Raw genomic sequence first — 21,368 nt, 5'->3', positions numbered from 1 at the left:
CTCGCTTTGTTCGGGGCGGGGGCGGCGCCGGGCAGGCGCGGGGGCGACGGGTGTTTCGCCTTACCTCTCGAAGCGTCCCTCCGCGGGTTCATCCGCCTCGAATCCCCCGCCGGGCTCACGCCTCCTCGGCGGGCGCCAGCAGTTTGATGAGGCGCACGAGGGTCCCGCGCGCATCGCGGCGGCGCATCACCTCGACGCTGTCCACGAGCATGCGCATGAGTCTGATCCCGCGCCCGCGCTCCTCGGTCTCATCGGGCTCCTCGTCCGCGGCGATCTGGTACCCGCGGCCCCGGTCGCGCACCTCGATCACCACCCGGTCCGGATACGCGATGACCATCATCGTGCACCCTGCCGCCCCGTCCGCATGGTCGTAGGCGTTGGACAGGGCCTCCCCCGCCGCGAGCGCCGTATCGAACCGGTCGCTCGCGCTCATGGGCAGCGCCGAGATCATATCGACCACCCGGTGCCGGTAGTACCCCAGGTTCTCGACGCCCTCGCGCACCGAGACGCTCTTGCTCCACAGCGGCATGGCCCCCGGCTTGAGCAGCGGGACCGGAGGTCGGACCGCCGCCGTGACGTGCAGCGCGTCGATCAGGCGGGCGATCTGGATGGACCGCGTCACCCCGGGCGAGGTGTTCACGAGCGACAGGAGCCCTCCCTTGGCGTGGAGCCTCCGCGCCCGGGAGAGCAGGCACGCGAGTCCCGACGAGTCGATGAAGCCCACGTTGAGGCAGTTCACCATCACGCGTCTGACACCCTGCTCCACCAGGGTGTCGATCTGCTCGCGCAGCGTCGCGACCGTCGAGATGTCGATGTCGCGCGCAGGGGAGATCACGGCTATGTCGTTCCACTCGTTCATACGCTCATGGTTCCCGGGAGGACGCGGCTCTAATCACACCGCGCCGAGATGCCCCGGGCGATGCCGGCCGCCCCGCCCGCGCCCCGCCCGCACGGCCTCACGCGCGCCCGTCCCCGTCGAAGCGCAGCGCGACGAGCGCGATGTCGTCGTCGAGCGCCGAGCCGCTGAACGCGTCCAGCTCCGCCAGCACGCTGGAGCACAGCCCCGTCACCCCGTGGGCCGATGCGCGCAGCAGCACGTCGTACAGGCGCCGCTCGCCGAAGAAGGCCCCGGACGCGTCGCGCGCCTCGATGGCGCCGTCGGTGTACATGAACAGGATGTCCCCGGGCGAGAACGAGAAGCTCCCTCCTTCGTACGCCATCGACTCGAACGCGCCCACGACGCCGGACTGCACGGTGAGCAGCTCCATCTCGGCGGGCGGGGCGCTGCAGGCGTCCCCGGGGGCAGTGTCCCCGTCGGCGGCGCCGTCCGCGGCGGGCGCGCCCGGATGGATCAGCACGGTGGGCGGGTGCCCGGCGGAGCAGTAGCTCGCCGTCCCGGAGCGCAGGTCGATCTTGGCAACGAACATGGTCGCGAAGGTCTCCACCCGCGAGAAGCTCATGAGCATGCCGTTGAGCGAGCGCACCATGTCCTGCGGGCCGGCGCCCTCCCATGCGTAGGCGGTCAGCGCGGTCTTGACGAGCGCCGACATGGACGCCGCCTCGACCCCCTTGCCCGAGACGTCGCCCAGGATCATCACGGCCCGGTCGTCGGGAAGGCGGATGAGGGTGTAGAAGTCGCCGCCCACGAGCGCCTGCTGCGTGGCGGAGGAGTAGAGCGAGTCGGCGGTGATGCCCGGCACGCGCCCGAGGTCGTTGCGCATGCCCACCTGCAGGGTCTGGGCGATCCTGCGCTCGGAGCTCGTCCGCTTCATCCCCTGGCACATGATCTCGAAGTCGTGGGCGAGCCGGACGAGGTAGTCGTACTCGATGTCGTCGATGGGCTCCTGCGAGCCGTCGCGCAGGAGCAGGATCATGCGCGGCATGCCCTCGCGCACGGGCGAGTCCTCGGGCAGGGAGTCGTCGGCGCCGCAGGCCTCCGGGGGCATGTCGCTGTCGCGCATGTCGAAGAACACCCCCTGGCTGGGGAGCCCGCGCGACGCGAGCCACTCCCCCGCCCACGACGTCGCGTCGACGCGGACGAGCCGGACGGCCTTCAGGTCGTCGGGGGTGCACGACCAGGCGCTCTGCCCGCGCTCGAACGGCAGGCGCGCGGCCGGGTCCACGCGGGCGGCGGGCGCGGTGGCGGAGAGGAACATCTCCTCGACCGTGCCGGGCAGGCACACGCGGCTGCCGCCCTCGAAGTCGATCACATAGCAGTTCCGCCGCTCGTCCCGACCGATCCGGCAGGTCCTGCAGCGCAGCACGCGATGGATCTCCTCGTCCATCTCGCGCCATACGGCGACGCGGTCGTCGCTTTGGGAGTACATGACCTCGCGGATGCGGTTGAGCGAGCGCGTGAGCTCCTCGGTCCGCCGGGAGCGCAGGCTGCTCACCACCCCGACCAGCCCGATGGAGAGGTAGTCGCACACCACCTCCAGGACGCGCGCGTCGAACCCGCGCGGCAGGCGCGGGCGCTTCCAGCCGAGCTCCAGGATGCCGAGCACCTGCGTGCCGAAGAACACCGGGACCGCGATGAGGGTGCGGTACGGGGGCATGTTCTCCATGCGCAGGGACCCGGTCTCGTGCGTGTCGAGGTCGAAGTAGATGCACGACTCCGGCCCGCCGCCATAGGAGGACGGGGTGACGGCGAGGTTGCACGCCCGCTGCTCGCGCAGCACGTAGGTGGGGATGCCGGCGCCGAAGGGTATGAACTCGGGGACGTAGTCGCGCGCGAGGCCGTAGCTCACGCCGCGCAGCTTGAAGCCGCCGCTCTCCGCGAAGTAGATCGAGGAGCCGTCGGCGTCGAGCGTCTCGACGATCTTGTTGAGCACGGCGTCGAGCAGCGACACGAGGTCCTTGGAGCCCGCCGCGGTCATGATCACCGACAGGGTGCCGGAGAGCCTCCGGTTGACGGCCTGGAGTTCGGAGAACAGGCGCTGGGTCTGCCGGTCGTAGGCATAGCGCTCCTCGAGGTTCTTGATGACCACGAGCAGCCGCCTTCCGTCCACCCCGTTGATGCCGAGCGGATGGGGCGGGACCTCGCCCGCGCGGGCGCGCACGTGGATGAAGGAGCCCTCGGGCAGCTTGAGCATGCAGCTGTTGTCGAGCCCGTCGGTGCTGAACGGGAGCCTGTGGCCCCCGGCGCGCTCGAAGTCCTCGCTGTACAGGAGGTCCTTGATGTCCTGACCGATCAGGCGGTCGCGCTCCTGGGAGGCGAGCTCGGCCATCTGGTGGTTGACATGCAGGATGGTCCCGTCGCGCCGGCACAGGACGATGGCGTCGCTCGTCATGTCCACCAGACGCGCGACCTCGGAGAACTCATCCGTTGCCATGGATTCCATCAGCGCACCTCCGCAGCATCGTGCCCCGCGCCCGCACAGGGGCGCGGGCGGACGGGCACTATCATGACATGTCCGATGGGTAAAAAGAAAGCCTCGCGAGGAGGCTCTGGGAAATCGATGGTGTCGGAGGCGGGACTTGAACCCGCATGACCGTAAATTGGTCACTAGCACCTCAAGCTAGCGCGTCTGCCAATTCCGCCACTCCGACGTGCCTTTCGGCGAAGAAGATATTACCCCAAGCGCTCGGTCGGATGCAAGGACTTTTTTTCAAACTATTTCGAAGCCCCTACTCCGCGAGCTCGGCCTCGGCCAGATGGGCGTAGCCGAGCGGATCCACCGGCAGGCTCTCGAGCTCCTGCGTGCCCGAGAACGAGAACCCGCCGAACAGGTACGGGATGACCGGGCAGTCCGCCGCCACGATATCCTCCGCCTGCTGGAGCAGCTCGATGCGCACCTCCTCGCCCACCTGGCCGCGCGCCTCGGAGATGAGGGCGTCGACCTGCTCGTCGGAATAGCGCGCGTAGTTGCGCGACCCGATCGACGCGGAATCGAACAGCGGGTACAGGACGTTGTCCATGCTCATGAAGCCCGGGGTCCAGTCGAAGCGCCCCAGCTGGAAGTTGCCGGTCGCCAGGCGGTTGCGCAGGGCGTCGTAGGGGACCGGGTCGAGGTCGCAGGTGATGCCCACCGCCTCGAGGTCGGAGGCGATCGCCTCCATGGCGTCGTCCTGACCGCTGCCGGAGCTGTAGCTGAGCGTCAGGTGGACGTCGCGCTCCCCCGAGGAGTCGCGCGGGTAGAGCGTGTCGAGCAGCTGCGTCGCCGCGTCCGCGTCGTGGACGGCGTAGGGCCAGGCGCCCGTGCGGTAGCCGGGGATATCCGGCGCGACGACGCCGTCTGCCGCCATGCGGGCGTCGCGGAAGACGGTGCGCGCGAGGTCCTCCCGGTCGATCGCCATGGACACGGCGTAACGCAGCCCCGCGTTGTCCAGCGGGGCGGCGGCGGTGTTGCAGACGAGCATGGACACCGTGGGCGTGCAGCCGAGCACGCACCGGCGGTCGCGGGTGAGCTCGAGCGCCGGGTCGTCGGAGCGCCAGGCCGCCGCTCCGGTGTCGACCCGCTCGACGGGACAGGGGGAGGCCATGAGGTCCCCCTCCTCGAGCGCCTGGTAGGAATCGGACATGGTCTGGTACACGGCGAGGCGGGCGCCGGCGATCCGCGGCGCATCCCCCGCGTAGCCGTCGTACGCGACGAGTTCGAGCTCGGTGTCGCCCTTCGAGTACGCCTCCGCGAGCGAGAAGGGGCCGTTGCCCACGGGATGCACCGCGAAGGCGGCGGCGTCCTCCTCCGCGGCGGGCGGGACGGGCGCGAGGCAGGGGTTCGCAACCACATAGGGGAAGTCGGCGTACGGGATGGACAGCGTCACCGCGAGGGTGCGGTCGTCGGGGCACGCGACACCCGACAGCCCCGTGGCGGAGCCGCCGCGCAGGGCCTGGTAGCCCTCGACCAACGACAGCAGGTACGCGGCGCTCGACGCCCCGTGGTACTGCGTCGCCGCGCTGATCGGGCTCGCGATGCGCTCCCACGCGCGCTTGAAATCAGCCGAGCGCACCGGCGTGCCGTCGTGGAAGGTCGCCTCCCGCAGGACGAAGGTGAAGGTCCGCCGGTCCTCGGAGGCGGCGCAGCTCTCCGCGGCGAGGTAGACGAGTTCGCCCGCCGCGAAGTCATAGCGGGTGAGCGGGTCGAACAGCTGGTAGGCGACCTGCGCGCCCGCCTCGTCGACCGCGTTGAACGGGTCGATGCACACCGGCTCGAGGATGCCGAGCGAGAGGGTCGCCGGCTCCGATGCGGCGGAGCCGGCGGCGGGCGGCGTCGACGAGCCGCCGTCTGAAGCGGTGCCGGTGCAGCCGGAGAGCGACGCGAGCGCCGCGAGCGCAAGGGAGCCGCGCAGCAGGCCGCGCCTGCTCACCAGTTTTCCGTCGGTCGTCGCCATATCAGCACCTCCAGCCCGAGGGGTCCGGTCGGACCCGTATGTCCTGCCGGTATTGTCCCGCACATCGCGCCCCGGCCCCCGCACCCGTCAAACCACCACAACTGCCGCGCCCTCCCCGCTCCTGCGGAAGACGCGCCGGGACGCGCGACGACCGCCTCGTCATCACGGGTTCGCACGGCCAAAGGACGCGGCGACGCGGACCCGCCGGGCCCCGGGCGCAGGAAAAGGCCGCGCCCCGGCCCCGCACCCGTCCGCCGAGGGGTCGGCGGGCGCGCGGGGGCCGGGGCGCGGCGATGAGGCCGTGGTCGTCGGCGAGGCAGCCTAGAGGTCGATATGGGACTCCCGGATCGGGAAGCGGCGCGCGAAGTGGCACGCGCAGCGGTGACCGGGCGCGACCTCCTTGAACTCGGGCTGATCGGTCGAGCAGACCTCCTGCGCGATCGGGCAGCGCGTATGGAAGCGGCAGCCGGCCGGCGGGTCGATCGGCGAGGGCGGGTCGCCCGCGAGGATGATGCGCTCGCGCGTCTTCTGGACGTCGGGGTCGGGCACGGGCACCGCCGAGAGCAGCGACTGCGTATAGGGGTGGTGCGGGTCGTTGTAGAGCGTCTTCCAGTCGGAGAGCTCGACCATCTTGCCCAGGTACATCACGGCGACGCGGTCGGAGATGTGCTGCACGACGGACAGGTCGTGCGCGATGAACAGGTACGCGGTGCCGAACTGCTGCTGCAGCTCCTTCAGCAGGTTGAGGACCTGCGCCTGGATGGAGACGTCCAGGGCGGAGACCGGCTCGTCGCAGATGATCAGCTTCGGGCGCAGGGCGAACGCGCGGGCGATGCCGATGCGCTGGCGCTGGCCGCCGGAGAACTCGTGCGGGTAGCGGTTGATGTGCTCGGGGTTCAGGCCGACCACGTCGAGCAGCTCGCGCACGGTGCGCATGCGCTCCTCGCGCGTGCCGACGTTGTGGATGGTCAGCGGCTCGGAGACGATCTCGCCGATGGTCATGCGCGGGTTCAGCGAGGCGTACGGGTCCTGAAAGATGAACTGCATCTCGCGGCGCATCGCCTTGAGCTCCTTGCGGTTCATCTTGGCGATGTCGTGCCCCTGGAAGTAGACCTTGCCCGAGGTGGGCTTGGTCAGGCGCATGATGGAGCGGCCCGTCGTGGACTTGCCGCAGCCGGACTCGCCCACCAGGCCGAAGGTCTCGCCCTCGTGGATCTCGAACGAGACGTCGTTCACGGCGGAGACGACGCGCTTGGAGAGGCGCCCGGCGAGCATGCCCGCCTCGGCGGGGAACTCCTTGGTGAGGTGCTCGACCTTGAGCAGCGGCATGTTCTCGGTGTTCGCGGACATCTTACGCCTCACCTCCCTTCAGGGTGTCATCGAACGTGTCCGGGGTGCCCGTCGCGATCTTGCCGCGCGAGCGCGAGGTGTCGGGTGCGAACTTGACGAACTCGGGGTCGTCGGCGAAGTGGCACGCGGAGTAGTGGCCGGTCTCGGTGGTGTGGTGCTCCGGGAGCTTCTCGTGGCAGATGTCCACCGCATACGGGCAGCGCGGGGCAAAGGGGCAGCCGGAGGGCAGGTTCACGAGCGACGGCGGGTTGCCGTGGATCGGGGTGAGCGGCTTCTTCTCGTCGGTCGCCTGCTCGGGGATCGAGCGGATGAGGCCCCAGGTGTAGGGGTGGCGGCTCTCGTAGAAGATCTCGTCGGCCGTGCCGAACTCGACCGGGCGGCCGGCGTACATGACCATGATCTTGTCGGCCATGTCGGCCACGACGCCCAGGTCGTGGGTGATCATGATGATAGCGTTGCCGTTCTTCTCCTGCATCTCCTGCATGAGCTCGATGATCTGCGCCTGGATCGTCACGTCGAGGGCCGTGGTGGGCTCGTCGGCGATGAGGATGTCGGGGTCGCAGGCGAGCGCCATGGCGATCATCACGCGCTGGCGCATGCCGCCCGAGAACTGGTGCGGGTACTCGTTGACGCGCTTCTCCGGGTTGGGGATGCCCACCAGGCGCAGCAGCTCGACGGCGCGCTCCTGGGCCTGCTGCTTGGTGTAGCCGCGGTGCAGGCGCAGGCCCTCCCCCACCTGGCGCCCGATCTTGTAGACCGGGTTCAGGGAGGTCATGGGGTCCTGGAAGATCATCGCGATGTCGTTGCCGCGGACGTGCTGCATCTGCTCCTCGGTCATGTCGAGCAGGGACTCGCCGCGGTAGTAGACGTGGCCCCCCTCGATCTTGCCCGGGGGCATGTCGATGAGGCCCATGAGGGTCATCGCGGTGACGGACTTGCCCGAGCCGGACTCGCCCACCACGCCCAGGGTCTCGCCGCGGTCGAGCGTGTAGGACACGCCGTCGACCGCGTGGACGATACCGTCCTGGGTGTGGAAGTACATCTTCAGGTCATCGACCTCGAGCAGATGACGCCCCTCGGGCACGGGCTTCGTCTTGAGGTCGACGTAGCTGGAACTCTTCTTCGCCATTATGCATCCTTCATCTTGACGTCGAGGGCGTCGCGCAGGCCGTCACCCAGCAGGGTGAACGCGAGCACCGTGGACAGGATCGCGAGGCCGGGCAGGATCATGAGCCACGGCTCGGTCTGCAGGTACTTCTGGCCGTCCTGGATCAGGGTGCCCCACGACGGATCGGGCGGGACGACGCCCATGCCGAGGAACGACAGGGCGCTCTCGGTGAGGATCGCGCCGCCGATGTTCATGGTCGCGTACACCACGATGGACGCCACGGAGTTCGGGAAGATGTGGCGGACGATGATGCGGACGTCGGAGGCGCCCATGGAGCGGGCGGCATCGACGTAGTCGTTCTCCTTGACCGACAGGATGGCGCTCCTGAAGACGCGCGCGATGCTCGGCCAGCCGAGGATGCCGATGGCGATGAACACGTTCTGGATGCCGTTGCCGATGACCGCGATCATGGCCACGACGAACAGCGTGTAGGGGAACGCCAGGAAGATGTCGGCGAGGCGCATGATGATGGTGTCCCAGATACCGCCGTAGTACGCGGCGAGGGCGCCCATCACCAGGCCGATGGCGGTGGAGATGCCGGTGGCGACGACGCCGACGGTGAGCGAGATGCGCGCGCCGTAGATGACGCGCGAGAGCACGTCGCGGCCGAGCGAGTCGGTGCCGAACGGGTGCTCGAGCGAGGGCGCCAGACGGGACTCGGCGGCCATGTTCGCCGCGGTCGCGTTGGGGTCGCCCAGGACCTGCGGGACCCACAGGTCGGCGGTGAGGGCCACCAGGACGATGAAGGCGATCCAGACGACCGCGATGATGGCGAGCTTGTTCTTCTTCAGGCGGTTGACGGCGTCACCCCACAGGGTGCGGGACGCGCCGGAGACGGCGGCTCCGCCGTGCTCGGCCGCGATCGCGTCGGCGTGCGCCGCCGCGTCGGGACGCTGGTGCACAGGATAGATCATATGCGCTTCCTCCCTAGCCCTCGTTCTTGGAGCTGCCGAGCCTGATGCGGGGATCGAGGAAGGCGTAGCTCACGTCGACGATGAGGTTGATGATCATGACCACGAAGACGATCACCGTGACCGAGCCCATGACGATGGGCCAGTCGCGCTGCGTGATGGCGACGTAGGTCTCGCGGCCGATGCCGGGCCACGAGAAGACCGTCTCGGTGAGGATCGCGCCGGCGAGCATGGCGCCGAAGTCCATGCCCACGTAGGTGACGACCGGGATGAGCGCGTTCTTGAGCGCGTGCTTGCGGATGATGGCGCCCTTGGACAGGCCCTTGGCGCGCGCGGTGCGGATGTAGTCCTGGTTCATCACGTCAAGCAGCTGCGAGCGCATGATGCGCGCGGTGTAGGCCGTGGAGACCGAGGCGAGCGTGACGGCGGGCAGCACGTAGTACATCCAGTCGGGGTACTTGGCGAGCGGGCCGGCGACGCCGGAGATGGGGAACGAGAACGCCCCGCCGGTGACGTTGCCCAGCCAGATGCCGAACACGAGCTGCAGCAGCATGCCCAGCCAGAAGGCCGGCATGGCGACGAGCAGCGAGGTGACGAGCGTCACGAGCACGTCCCAGAACGAGTAGCGCTTGATCGCCGAGATGATGCCGGCGCCTATGCCCACGATCGCCTCTATGATGATGCCCACGATCGCGATCTGCACCGTGTAGGGGTACTTCTGCAGGATGATGCTCGAGACGGAGGTGCCGCGCTGGTAGCTCGTACCCAGATCGCCCTGGAGCAGGTCGGTGAGGTACGTGAAGTAGCGCTCGTACATCGGCGTCTCGATCGTGTCGCCGTTCTCGTCGTAGATGATGTTGCCGTCGGCATCCGTCTTGATCAGGCCGTGCTGGGCGCGGATGTTGCGCTCCGTGACCTCATCGAGCTTCCTCTCGCCTGCGATCAGCTTGATCGGATCGCCCGGCACAACGTTCTGCATGATGAACAGGATCAGCGTAACGCCCAGGAAGACAGGGATGAACTGCAGGATTCGCTTGGCTATGTACTTGAACACAGGCGATACCCTCCCTCGTCTGATGGATACTACCGGCGCTGCAGCGCCGTAAAGTCTGAGTATAAGCGTAAATGGTTTTATCAGCGTAAACAGCGGCAGAAAGCCACAAACGGGAGGATGGGGCCGTGCCACCCATCTCACAAGGCAGGGCACCGCGCCTGCGATGCCCTGCCTGTTCAACCGCGATTCATGCAGTTACGCAACCCGAGGAATCGAGAGCTAGGCGATCTCGGCCGTCTCGAAGTGGGGGATGGTGCTCGGGTCGTAGTTGAAGGTGGCCATGCGCTCGGAGCTCACGTAGTTGTGCGCGTAGAACATGATCGGGATGACCGGCATGTCCTCGCCCACGGTGTAGCAGACCTCGCGGTAGGCTTGGCGGCGCTGCTCCTCGTCGGAGATCTGGCGAGCGGCGAGGATGCCGGCGTCGACCTCGGGGTTGTTGTACCCGTTGTAGTTGTTGTCAGCGGTGCTGAAGAAGTTCGGGTACAGGAAGTTGTCCGGGATCGGGTAGTCCGCGGTCCAGCCGAGGCGGGCGAGACCGTAGGAGCCGTCGGACAGCGAGTTCAGGTAGGCGGCCCACTCGAGGGTGTTCTGCGTGACCTCGATGCCGATCTCGGAGAGGTTGGCCTGGATGGAGCTCATGATGTCCTCGTGGCCGCCGTCGCCGTTGTAGTCCAGGGTGACCTTGATGGTGCTCGGGTCGATGCCGGCGTCGGCGAGGATCTGCTTGGCGCGCTCGGGATCGTACTGGCAGAACTCCCAGATGTTGCGCTCGTTGTCATCGATGGACAGCGGCATGATGGAGTTCGCCGGCTCGCGGTAGCCCTCGTACAGGGTGTCGACGATGGCCTGACGGTCGATGGCCAGGCTGATGGCCTGACGCACCTCCTTCTTGGCGAGGTTCTCGTCGTCGAGGTTGGGAATCAGGTAGTAGGTGGACAGCTCGGTGCCGGTCATGACCTGCTTGCCCGGGGTCGAGGTGAAGCCGTCCTCGGACTCGCCGTACTTCTCGATGTTGTCCTCGAGCTGGCCCAGGGGCACCTGAGCGAAGTCGATGTCGCCGCTCTCGAAGCCGCGATAGGCGGTGTCGGGGTCGGCCTGGATGGAGAAGTACACGCCGTCGAGCGCCGGGGCCTCGCCGTAGTAGTCCTCGAAACGGGAGCACAGGATGTACTGGTTGTGCTGCCAGGGCTCATCCATCTTGAAGGCGCCGTTGCCGATCGGCTGCTCCAGGAAGGACGCCGGGTCGTCGAGGGCGGCCTGCGGCACGGGCACGAGGCTCGGGTGGCAGACGACCGCGGGGAAGTCGGCCATGGGGGCGGAGAGGGTCACCTGGAGGGTGAGGTCGTCGACGGCCACGACACCGGTGATCTCGTCGGCGTCACCGGCGTGGAACTCATCGTAGCCGGCGATCGGGGCGAGGTGGTAGCAGATGTCCGACGGGGTCGCCATAGCAGGGCTCGCGACGCGCTCCCAGCCGCGCTTGAAGGAGGCGGCGTCCACCGGGTCGCCGTTGTGGAAGGTCATGCCCTCGCGCAGGGTGAAGGTGTAGGTGAGGCCGTCCTCGGAGACCGCCGGCAGGTCGGCGGCGGCGAGGGGGACGGCCTCGTTGGTGTTGTAGTCCCAGGTCAGCAGGCTGTCGAAGCAGGCGTGGATGACCGCCATGCCCTGATTCTCCTGGCCGTTGTAGGGGTCGATGTAGGCGGGCTCGGACAGGTAGAAGCTCATGTAGTTCTCGCCGACCGAGGGGGCCGCGGCACCGGAGTCACCGGAACCGGAGCTCTCGCCGTTGCCGCCGCTGCAGCCCGCCAGAGCGGCGAGGGCGCTTGCAGCCAGGGCGCTGCCGATGAACGTGCGACGTCCCATCGGCTTGTTCAGGAATTCAGCCATGCCATCCTCCTTTGGATTCGGGTCGAGGGAGCGACACCTCCCTCCCCTTCCGGTAGCGTCGCCACGGGACCCGGGCTGTCGGGCACCCCGCACGCGTTGGGCTATACTCTACCGCAACTTTTGCATAATAAAGTGCTCAATTTGGCCGATGCGCTGATTCAGCTTTAGTAAAACGGAGTCCTTCCTGTGACTTCTTGCATAATTCATGCTGTTTCGCCGTTGACCCCCCGCAACCGACCGCTCCCTCCTGTAACCGTTTCGTAACGTTCGGGTAAGCCCCATGCGGGCGTCCCGAGGGGTCGGTACGACGGGGAGGGCGGAAACGAAAGGCGGGCCGCCCGGAATCCGGACGGCCCGCCTGAAGGTCGGTTCGGTAGATACGCGCGCCTAGATGCCCACGATGCCCTGGGGGAAGAAGAACATGGCGAGCACGACGCACGCGGCGAAGACCACGGCGACGATGACCGTGAGCTTGTCGAGGTTCTGCTCCATGACGCCCGTCGCGGCGCTGGAGTTGTACAGCGAGCTGGCGATCATGTCGGAGACGCCGGTGCCCTTGCCGGAATGCATGAGGACGAGCGCGATGAGCGCGAGGGTGGACAGCGCCCACACGATGAACAGGATGATCTGGAACGGACCCACGGGGACACTCCTTCTACGTACGTTCGAACAGTCCGTATGGTACCACACCCGAACCCGCCGCACGCAATCGCCATCTGAGCCCTTTTGGGACGGGGTCGTTTTTGCTCATTCGACCCCTTCGGCGGCTCTTTCGGTGGGTCTTTCGGGGACGGGGTCGTTTTTGCTCATCGAGGTGCCCGCGCGTTTCGTCGCGCGCATGACGGCGCTTCGGCCGATACCAGTGAGCCGCTCGATCTGCTTTAGCGTCACACCCGCATCTCGCAAGAGACAAAGCGCGGCATCGCGCTCTGAGCGCGGCAGGGCCTTGATCGCGCCCGGGTCTCCCCCGCAGAGTGCTGCCCGTGCAGCCTGCAGCGCTTCATCATCTGGCACCTTCCTCGATACCCGCGCATAGTACCAGCCGTATCTGCCATCCGAGCAGAAGCGCAGAAAGCCGTCGGGTCCGCCGAGCATGTCAAGCACCGTCGCCGTATGCGTGATCCCCGGTCCCCGTAGGTAATCCCCGTAGCTGCTCCACGGATACCGCCCGACTTCCGCGATGCCGGCCTTTGCCGGATTCTCGTGCACGTATCGGACCGCCTGGAGCAGCTGGCGGTCATCTTTGATGGGCACGCTGGTAAATCGGTCCTGAAAAACCGATCCGACATGCCCCGTCGTGCCGTTGAAGTAGCGGGCATACGATGTCGCGAGCCCGTGCATCGCCTCGCTGAGCCTGCCTCCCTCGTCGTGCAGGACAAGATGAACGTGATTGCTCATCAGGCACCACGCGATGATATCTATCTCCTTTTCGGAGGTGTGCTCGGTCAGAAGTTTCAGGAATAATCGGCGGCTCCGATCGTCCTCAAAGAGCAGCTGCCTTCCGTTGCCCCGGTGGATAACATGGTAGAAGCCGGTATCCGCATACTCTCGCGCCCTCCGCGGCATGCTCGCCACCTCCCGTCTGACCCCGTTTGGTCCTTTGGGGACGGGGTCATTTTTGCTCACTCCCTCCCGCGCGCTCAAAGCCGCAGCCGAAAGCGCGTTATACGCTAGTACCCATTATTACTGCAGGTAGACAGCCTATTGTGCAGTAAGATTCCTGCAAGGAACCCGATGGGATCCGGTAAGGATGCTGACAGGAGTATGCAAGGGAAGCCTGGTTCCGCGATCAGCGCTACCGACTCGGAGCCGAACCCCCTCGGCGATGTCCCCAGCGCCCCGTCGCATCGCAACCGTGGCGCTGCACGCGAGGAAATCTATTGGGAGCCGTTCCGGCCGAACGCGATTCCGCCCGGGCGGCGCGACTTTGATACGGTTTCGTCCAAGCGCGGCCTTCGGGCTGCTCGGCCACCTCGCACGGGGAACGCCGGCCCCTAAGCGACCCTAGCCGACGATCTGCCGGTGCGCCGGCCGCCCCTTCGATCCCCTAAGCAGCTGCAGCAAGGCCCGGCTTTGGACGAGAACTCCGACTTCCATCTCACGGCCATCGACAGCTGCGGCGTCGCACAACTGAAACCGCTGTACGAAGCGTTGGCGCAGCATCATAACGATGTCTACGCCCATGCTGCGGGCCGGTTCCCAACCGCCACAGTCGATATGCAGCTTGAGGAATGCCGAGATGACCTCGCCACTGGTAAGACGCAGGTCGTCGTTATCAAATGTCGAGTGCGGCGGAAAGGCCGCGGTATTCTACATAATCGATATCGTGCGCGGTCGGGGATACATCGACGAGCTGTGCGTGCTTCCCGCTTGGCGCTGCAACGACCTAGGTACCCGGCTGCTCTCGTGGGCGATCGCCCCATTCGATGCAACCGGGGTCGATGACCTCGAACTCATGGTTGTCGAGGGAAACGAAGGGGCGATGCTCCTCTGCGAGCGGTTTCGCTTCCCGCCGGCGCCGCGCACCATGCGTCGCTGGCCATATGGTCAAAAATGACCCCGTCCCAAAAAGGGCCACCATAAAAGAAGGGGCCGTCGCGGATGCACCGCAACGGCCCCTGGCATGGGCAAAAATGACCCCGTCCCAAAAAGGGCTACTCGGTGGCGAGCACGCGGCCGGTCATCTCGGCGGAGGGCTCGAGACCCGCCATGGTGAGCATGGTGGGCGCGATGTCGGACAGGCGCCCGTCCTCGATGCCGGTGAGCTTGGCGGCCGGATCGACCACGATGAACGGCACGCGGTTGGTGGTGTGCGCCGTGAACGGGTGCTTCTCGCCCGCGTCGTCCACGTCGAACATGTGGTCCGCGTTGCCGTGGTCGGCGGTGATGAGCGCGAAGCCGCCCTTGGCGAGGATGGCCGGGATGACCTTGGACAGGCCGTCGTCGACAGCCTCGACCGCCTTGACGGCGGCGTCGAACACGCCGGTGTGGCCGACCATGTCGCAGTTGGCGTAGTTGACGATATAGAAGTCCGCGGCATCGGCCTCGATGGCCGCCACGAGCTTCTCGGTGACCTCGGGCTCGCTCATCTCGGGCTGCAGGTCGTAGGTGGCCACCTTCGGCGAGGGCACGAGCACGCGCTCCTCCCCCTCCTTGGGCTCCTCGACGCCGCCGTTCAGGAAGAACGTCACGTGGGCGTACTTCTCGGTCTCGGCGGTGTGCAGCTGCTTCAGGCCGGCCTGGGCGATGACGTCGGCGAGCACGTTCTGCGGGAAGGTCTTGGGGAAGGCCACCTCGACGTTGGTGAACGTGTCGTCGTACTCCGTCATGGACACGAAGTGCGAGAGCTTCGGCGCGACCTTGCGCTCGAAGCCGTCGAAATCGGCCTCGGTGAAGGCGCGCGTCATCTCGCGGGCGCGGTCGGGACGGAAGTTGAAGAACACCATCGCGTCGCCGTCGCGCACGCCTTCGTTGTGGCAGGCGAACGGCTCGACGAACTCGTCGCCGCGCTCGTCGCGCTCATAGTAGGCGCGCACGCCCTCGACCGGGTCGGTCTCGGTGTCGGACGGCAGGGTGATGACGTCGTAGGCGCGCTCGACGCGCTCCCAGCGGTTGTCGCGGTCCATGGCCCAGTAGCGGCCGGAGACCGTGGCGATGCGGGCGTCGGTGCCGGCGTAGGTGTTCAGCGCGTCGAGGTTCTCCTTGAGCGTCTGGATGTAGCCCGCGCCGGAGTGCGGGTCGACGTCGCGCCCGTCCATGAAGCAGTGGAAGCGGATGTGCTCCACGCCGTGGATGGCGGCGACGGCGGCGAGGTTCTCGCCGTGGCGCTGCATGGAGTGCACGCCGCCCGGGGAGACGAGGCCCAGCAGGTGCAGGGTCGCGCCGCTCTTGGCGACGTCGTCCATCGCGGAGACGAGGGTCTCGTTCTCCTCGATGGAGCCGTCCTTGATGGCGTTGTTGATGCGGGACAGCTCCTGGAACACGATGCGCCCGGCACCGATGTTCAGGTGGCCGACCTCGGAGTTGCCCATCTGCCCGTCGGGCAGGCCCACGTCCTCGCCGGAGGCGCCCAGCGTGGTGTGGGGGTAGGTCGCGTACAGGTGATCGAGGAACGGCGTCTTCGCCGCGGCCACGGCGTTGTCGGCGCCCTCGGGCGCCAGGCCGCAGCCGTCCATGATCACCAGGAGCGCGGGCAGGTGACGTTCGGCCATGGGCTACTCCCCCGCCTTCTCGACCATCGCCGCGAAGTCGTCGGCCTTGAGGGAGGCGCCGCCCACGAGGGCGCCGTCGACATCCTCCTCGGCCAGGAAGCCGGCGATGTTCTCGGGCTTGGCGGAGCCGCCGTACAGCACGCGGATGCCGCCGGCGAGCTCCTCGCCGTAGATCTCCGCGAGCGTGGCGCGGATGGCGCCGCAGACCTCCTGGGCGTCGGCGGCCGTCGCGGTCTTGCCCGTGCCGATGGCCCAGATGGGCTCGTAGGCGATGACCAGCTGATCGGCGCTGTCGATCTCGACGCCGTCGAGACCGGCGCGGATCTGCGCGGTCACGAAGGCGACGTGCTCGCCCGCCTCGCGGGTCTCGAGGCTCTCGCCGCAGCAGAAGATCGGGGTGATCCCGGCGGCGATGAGGGCGCGGGCCTTCTTGTTCTCGTCGGCGTCGGTCTCATGGAAGTAGTCGCGGCGCTCGGAGTGACCGATGATGCAGTACGCGGCGTCCACGGACTTCAGCATGGCGCAGGAGGTCTCACCGGTGTAGGCGCCGGAGGCCTCCCAGTAGACGTTCTGGGCGCCCAGCTTGATGGCGGAACCCTCGATCTTGTGCGAGGTGCAGGCCAGATCGATGGTGGGCGGGCAGACGACGACCTCGACGCCGTTGTCGGCGGGGACCTTCTCCACCAGGGCGGAGGCGAGCTCCTTGGCGGCCGGGACGTCGTTGTTCATCTTCCAGTTGCCTGCGATGAGGCGGGTGCGGTTACTCGGCATCGTTCAGAGCCTCCACTCCGGGAAGGGCCTTGCCCTCGACGAGCTCCATGGAGGCACCGCCGCCCGTGGAGATCCAGGACATCTTGTCGGCCAGGTCGAACTTGTTCACGGCAGCGACGGAATCGCCGCCGCCGATGATGGAGGTGCAGCCCTCGTTGGCCGCGACGGCCTCGGCGACCGCCTGGGTGCCGTGGGCGAACTGGTCCATCTCGAAGACGCCCATGGGGCCGTTCCAGAACACGGTCTTGGCGCCGGCGATGGCCTCGGCGTACAGGGCCTCGGTCTTGGGACCGATGTCCATGCCCATGCGGTCGGCGGGGATCTTGTCGGAGTCGACGACCTCGCCCACGGCGTCCTCGCCGAAGTGGTCGGTCACGACGTTGTCCACGGGCAGCAGGATCTTGACGCCCTTGTCCTCGGCCTTCTTGAGCATCTCACCGGCGCGCTCGACCCAGTCGGGCTCCTGCAGGGAGGTGCCGACGGTGTAGCCCTTGGCCAGGAAGAAGGTGTAGGCCATGCCGCCGCCGATGATCAGGGTGTCGGCGGAGTCGATGAGGTGGTCGAGCACGCCGATCTTGGAGGACACCTTGGAGCCGCCGACGATGGCGACGAAGGGGCGCTCGGGCTCGGCGAAGATGCCGGTCAGGGTGTCGACCTCCTTCTCGAGCAGGAAGCCGGCCACGGCGGGCAGGTACGCGGCCGGGCCCACCACGGAGCCCTGGGCGCGGTGCGCGGTGCCGAAGGCGTCGAGGACGAAGACGTCGCCGTAGGAGGCGAGGGTCTTGGCGATCTCGGGGTCGTTCTTCTTCTCGCGCTTGTCGAAGCGGACGTTCTCGAGCACCAGGATGTCGCCGGGCTCCAGCGCGGCGACGGCCTCGGCGGCCTTCTCGCCGTAGGTGTCGTCGACGAACTTGACCTCGTAGCCGGTGAGCTCGGCGAGCTTGTCGGCGGCGGGCTTGAGCGAGAGCTCGGGCTCGGGGCCGTCGCCCTTCGGGCGGCCGAGGTGGCTCATGAGGATGACCTTGGCGTTGTGGTCCTTCAGGTAGGAGATGGTGGGGATGGCGGCGCGCACGCGGGTGTCGTCGGTCACGACGCCGTCCTTCAGGGGCACGTTGAAGTCGACGCGCATGAGCACGCGCTTGCCGTCGACGTCGATGTCGCGGACGGTCTTCTTGGTGAAAGCCATGTGCTGTTGCCTTTCTCTTCGGTGGCGGAGGGGCCGGGCGCCGCGCGAAAGCCGGGCGCGGGAGCCCGCCCTCCCGTCACGACGAGGGCGCGACCTCAGGGCATACGCCTTAAGGCCGCGCCCCCTTGTCTAAGACGCTATCGGAGAGCTCGTATCCGCTGCGCGGACCTAGCCGATGAACTTCTCGAAGTACTTGATGGTGCGGACCATCTGGGAGGTGTAGGAGTTCTCGTTGTCGTACCAGGAGACGACCTGCACCAGGGTCTGGCCGTTGCCCAGATCGGAGCACATGGTCTGGGTGGCGTCGAAGATGGAGCCGTGGGTCTCGCCGATGATGTCGGTGGAGACGATGTCATCGGTGTTGTAGGCGAAGGTCTCCGGGATGGTCTCGGAGTAGGCCTTCATGGCGGCGTTGACCTCGTCGGCGGTGACCTTCTTGTCGACGACGGCGTAGAGGTTGGTCAGCGAGCCGGTCGGGGTCGGGACGCGCTGGGCGGCACCGATGAGCTTGCCGTTGAGCTCGGGCAGGACCAGGCCGATGGCCTTGGCGGCACCGGTGGAGTTGGGGACGATGTTGACGGCGCAGGCGCGGCTGCGGCGCTTGTTGCCCTTGCGCTGCGGGCCGTCGAGCGGCATCTGGTCGCCGGTCCAGGCGTGGATGGTGGTCATGATGCCGGACACGATGGGGGCGAAGTCGTTCAGGCCCTTGGCCATCGGGGCGAGGCAGTTGGTGGTGCAGGAGGCGGCGGAGATGATGTCGTCCTCGGCGGTCAGCGTCTCATGGTTGACGTTGTAGACGATGGTCGGCAGGTCGTTGCCGGCCGGAGCGGAGATGACGACCTTCTTGGCGCCGGCGTCGATGTGAGCCTGGGCCTTGGCCTTGGAGGTGTAGAAGCCGGTGCACTCGAGCACGACGTCGACACCGAGCTCGCCCCACGGGAGGTTCTTGGCGTCGGCCTCCTTGTAGATGGTGATCTTCTTGCCGTCGACGGTGATGGAGTCCTCGCCGGCCTCGACCTGGTGGTCACGGGAGTAGTTGCCCTGCGTGGAGTCATACTTCAGCAGGTACGCGAGCATGTCGGGGGAGGTGAGGTCGTTGATGGCGACGATCTCGGAGCCCTCGTGGCCGAACATCTGGCGGAACGCGAGACGACCGATGCGGCCGAAGCCGTTAATCGCAACCTTTACTGCCATGCTTGTCTCCTTTCGCGAGGCCCCGGCAGGTTCCCTTGCCTGCCTTGGGAGGCCTACAAAACAAACCTCTTAGAATATACCGTTTTTTCGGGGCGCGTGTCGCGACAATGGGGGTGATTTGAGAATTTTCACTCCGTTGATTCGCTTCAAAACCCCAGTACAAAGGCCATTGAAACGCTTCACTCATCACCGCGCGCCTCGGCTACGATCCGCTCGAGTCTGAGCACCCGATGGTAGAGCGCGGACTTCGAGAGCGCGGGGTCGGCGACCGCCCCCAGGTCGCGCAGGGACAGGTCCGGGTGCGCCCGGCGCAGGTCGCAGAACGACGCGAGCGCCTCGGGCAGGCCGTCGCGCAGCCCCAGGGCATCGACCTGGTCGATGAGCTCGAGCTGCCGCTGGGCGGCGCCGGCGCTCCTCCCCTGGTTCGCGAGCTCGGCGTTCACGCGCCTGTTGACCTCGTTCTTGACCGATTTGACCGCCTGTGCCTCGCGGATCTCGGCGACCGAGCGGGTCGCCCCGACCTCCTCGAGCAGGCGCAGGATGTCCTCGGCGCTCTTGACGTACACCGCGAACGAGGACCTCCTCCGGTTGACGCGGGCCCGCACGCCCGTCTGGCCGATGAGGTCCGCGAGGGCCTGCGCGAACCCCTCCCCGTTCACCGAGATCTCCAGGTGGAAGTCGCCGCGGGGGTCGGCGACGAACCCGCCCGCGATGAGGCTGCCGCGGATGTAGGCGCGCCGGCAGCAGTCCCGCGCCACCACGTGGTGCGGGATCCCCGTCACGAGCGAGCCCGAGCGGTCGAGGATGCCGAGCAGCACGAGCGCCTTCTCGAGGTCGGGCTGGTCGGGCAGGGAGATCAGGTAGTTGCGCACGCGGTGCAGGACCGAGCGGCGGACCGTGAACTCGGTCTCGAGCTTCAGGATCTGATGGGTGAGCCCGATCATCGTCCGGGCGACGGCCCCGGTCTCCGTGGCGACCTGCAGGCGGTAGTGCCCGCGGCCCACGAGGCTCAGCGTGCCGCAGACCCGCGTGAGGGCGGCGAGCGTCGCCAGGTTGCAGTACTCGCACTCCGGCGCGCACCGCGAGAGCTCGTCGCGCACCTCTGCGGTGAATGACATCGGTCCTCCCCTTCCTCAGCTCTCCGGCCTGCACCGCCCTCCGACCTGCGCCGCACTCCGGCCTGCGCCGACCGCACCCGACCCCGACGGCGGGGCGTCAGTGCGCCTCGCCCGTAGCGGTCCGGTTCGCGCGCGGCAGGTCGCGGTGGGAGATGCTCACATGGTACTGCTGGCGCTCGAGGTAGCGCGCCGTCGCCTCCGCGATCGCCACGCTGCGGTGCTGCCCGCCCGTGCACCCGATGGCGATGGAGAGCTGGGGCTTCCCCTCGGCTACGTAGCCGGGCATCACCGCGTCGAGCAGGCGGTACCACGCCTCCAGGAACTCGCGGGTCTTGGGGTTGTCCAGCACGAAGCCGGATACCTTCTCGTCGAGCCCCGTCATGGTGCGCATCTCGGGGTCGTAGAACGGGTTGGGCAGGAAGCGCACGTCGATCATGATGTCCGCCTCGACGGGCATGCCGTGCTTGAAGCCGAACGAGAACACGTGGACGTCCATGAGCTGCTGGTCGGTGAGCTCGGAGAAGGCGTGGCGCAGCCGGGTGCGCAGCGCGCTGGTGCGCAGGCGGCTCGTGTCGATGATCATGTCCGCGCGGTCGCGCACGCTCCGCAGCTGCACGCGCTCGCGCTGGATCGCGTCGGCCGTGGCCTCCCCCGGCATGGCGAGCGGGTGGCGGCGGCGGTTCTCGCTGTACCTGCGGATGAGCACCTCGTCGGAGGCCTCCAGGAAGACGACCTTGCAGCTCATCTCGTGGTCGGCGAGGGCCTTGATGGCGTCCTGGAGCTCGTCGAACAGGCCCTGGCTGCGCAGGTCGCAGGTGACCGCGAGATGCCGTCCGATCCCGGCGTTGATGCCCACGAGCTCGGCGAGCTGCAGGAAGAGGCGCGGGGGCAGGTTGTCGATGCAGAAGTAGCCCATATCCTCGAACACGTGCATGGCCTGCGTGCGGCCCGATCCGGACATGCCCGTGATGATCACGACGTCGGGCACGCGGTCGGCGAGCTCGGCTGCGGTGATGGGGTTGGGTGCGGAATCGGCCATGCGGACCTCCTCGGTCGGTCGGGGGCGCAGGCGCGCCCTGCCCCCCAGTATACCCAGCCGCAGGCGGTCCGGCCCCCTCGGCGGGCGGGCGCCCCCGATGGCGGACCGGGGCGGGGCGGGCGCACGCGCCCGGCGGACGCGCCCG

At 67.6% G+C, this 21,368-nt stretch carries 17 protein-coding genes and 1 tRNA gene; 1 reads left to right on the top strand and 17 read right to left on the bottom strand.

The genetic code is table 11. The annotated features are described in order from the left end of the window. Nucleotides 1-115: 115 nt before the first annotated feature. The 11 genes from PHA29_RS00645 to PHA29_RS00595 form a co-directional block, all read right to left on the bottom strand. Complete coding sequence (locus PHA29_RS00645) at nucleotides 116-859, bottom strand: anti-sigma factor antagonist (RefSeq protein ID WP_270575169.1); 744 nt, start codon at nucleotides 857-859, stop codon at nucleotides 116-118. 97 nt (nucleotides 860-956) lie between these two features. Next, entirely contained in the window at nucleotides 957-3,341 is a 2,385-nt protein-coding gene (locus PHA29_RS00640) for a GAF domain-containing SpoIIE family protein phosphatase (protein WP_270847471.1), read from the bottom strand. Nucleotides 3,342-3,459: 118 nt separating this feature from the next. Beyond that, a tRNA-Leu gene (locus PHA29_RS00635) sits at nucleotides 3,460-3,549 on the bottom strand. Nucleotides 3,550-3,627: 78 nt separating this feature from the next. Next, nucleotides 3,628-5,331: an ABC transporter substrate-binding protein gene (locus PHA29_RS00630; protein ID WP_270847469.1), complete on the bottom strand. Its 1,704-nt coding sequence runs from the start codon at nucleotides 5,329-5,331 to the stop codon at nucleotides 3,628-3,630. Nucleotides 5,332-5,652: 321 nt separating this feature from the next. Beyond that, the gene (locus PHA29_RS00625; RefSeq protein ID WP_270405196.1) at nucleotides 5,653-6,681 is read right to left on the bottom strand and encodes an ABC transporter ATP-binding protein; all 1,029 of its coding nucleotides are present in this window, start codon (nucleotides 6,679-6,681) and stop codon (nucleotides 5,653-5,655) included. A gap of 1 nt (nucleotide 6,682) precedes the next feature. Then, on the bottom strand, nucleotides 6,683-7,810 hold the full coding sequence (locus PHA29_RS00620) for an ABC transporter ATP-binding protein (protein WP_270847467.1): 1,128 nt from the start codon (nucleotides 7,808-7,810) through the stop codon (nucleotides 6,683-6,685). After that, nucleotides 7,810-8,763: an ABC transporter permease gene (locus PHA29_RS00615; protein WP_270847466.1), complete on the bottom strand. Its 954-nt coding sequence runs from the start codon at nucleotides 8,761-8,763 to the stop codon at nucleotides 7,810-7,812. Before PHA29_RS00615 ends, PHA29_RS00620 begins: the two co-directional genes overlap by 1 nt. A gap of 13 nt (nucleotides 8,764-8,776) precedes the next feature. Continuing rightward, nucleotides 8,777-9,814 (bottom strand): ABC transporter permease, encoded by a 1,038-nt coding sequence (locus tag PHA29_RS00610; RefSeq protein WP_270405199.1) that lies wholly within the window; start codon nucleotides 9,812-9,814, stop codon nucleotides 8,777-8,779. A gap of 219 nt (nucleotides 9,815-10,033) precedes the next feature. Then, nucleotides 10,034-11,704, bottom strand: a complete 1,671-nt coding sequence (locus PHA29_RS00605; protein WP_270847465.1) for an ABC transporter substrate-binding protein — start codon at nucleotides 11,702-11,704, stop codon at nucleotides 10,034-10,036. Between the two features lie 387 nt (nucleotides 11,705-12,091). Beyond that, entirely contained in the window at nucleotides 12,092-12,346 is a 255-nt protein-coding gene (secG, locus tag PHA29_RS00600) for a preprotein translocase subunit SecG (RefSeq protein WP_270405201.1), read from the bottom strand. Nucleotides 12,347-12,451: 105 nt separating this feature from the next. Beyond that, nucleotides 12,452-13,270 carry a transposase gene (locus PHA29_RS00595; protein WP_270847464.1) on the bottom strand — a complete coding sequence of 273 codons (819 nt, stop codon included), beginning with the start codon at nucleotides 13,268-13,270 and terminating at the stop codon, nucleotides 12,452-12,454. Between the two features lie 673 nt (nucleotides 13,271-13,943). Between PHA29_RS00595 and PHA29_RS00590 the strand changes: the two genes are divergently transcribed. Further along, nucleotides 13,944-14,261, top strand: coding sequence for a GNAT family N-acetyltransferase (locus PHA29_RS00590; RefSeq protein WP_270405203.1), 318 nt, complete (start codon nucleotides 13,944-13,946; stop codon nucleotides 14,259-14,261). Nucleotides 14,262-14,358: 97 nt separating this feature from the next. Here the strand turns inward: PHA29_RS00590 and gpmI are convergent, their stop codons facing one another. The 6 genes from gpmI to rapZ form a co-directional block, all read right to left on the bottom strand. Beyond that, nucleotides 14,359-15,915, bottom strand: a complete 1,557-nt coding sequence (gene gpmI / locus PHA29_RS00585; RefSeq protein WP_270847462.1) for a 2,3-bisphosphoglycerate-independent phosphoglycerate mutase — start codon at nucleotides 15,913-15,915, stop codon at nucleotides 14,359-14,361. Between the two features lie 3 nt (nucleotides 15,916-15,918). Then, a complete protein-coding gene (gene tpiA / locus PHA29_RS00580) occupies nucleotides 15,919-16,686 on the bottom strand; it encodes a triose-phosphate isomerase (protein WP_270847460.1) in 768 nt (255 codons plus the stop codon). Beyond that, nucleotides 16,676-17,872: a phosphoglycerate kinase gene (locus PHA29_RS00575; protein WP_270847459.1), complete on the bottom strand. Its 1,197-nt coding sequence runs from the start codon at nucleotides 17,870-17,872 to the stop codon at nucleotides 16,676-16,678. Before PHA29_RS00575 ends, tpiA begins: the two co-directional genes overlap by 11 nt. 168 nt (nucleotides 17,873-18,040) lie before the next feature. Continuing rightward, the gene (gene gap, locus PHA29_RS00570) at nucleotides 18,041-19,066 is read right to left on the bottom strand and encodes a type I glyceraldehyde-3-phosphate dehydrogenase (protein ID WP_270405207.1); all 1,026 of its coding nucleotides are present in this window, start codon (nucleotides 19,064-19,066) and stop codon (nucleotides 18,041-18,043) included. Between the two features lie 179 nt (nucleotides 19,067-19,245). Next, nucleotides 19,246-20,184, bottom strand: coding sequence for a DNA-binding protein WhiA (whiA, locus tag PHA29_RS00565; RefSeq protein ID WP_270847457.1), 939 nt, complete (start codon nucleotides 20,182-20,184; stop codon nucleotides 19,246-19,248). Nucleotides 20,185-20,281: 97 nt separating this feature from the next. Continuing rightward, on the bottom strand, nucleotides 20,282-21,223 hold the full coding sequence (gene rapZ / locus PHA29_RS00560; RefSeq protein WP_270405209.1) for an RNase adapter RapZ: 942 nt from the start codon (nucleotides 21,221-21,223) through the stop codon (nucleotides 20,282-20,284). Nucleotides 21,224-21,368: the final 145 nt, after the last annotated feature.

Source organism: Candidatus Collinsella stercoripullorum, from assembly GCF_027669965.1.
Lineage (GTDB): Bacteria > Actinomycetota > Coriobacteriia > Coriobacteriales > Coriobacteriaceae > Collinsella > Collinsella stercoripullorum.
This window is presented reverse-complemented; position numbering and strand designations above follow the sequence as displayed.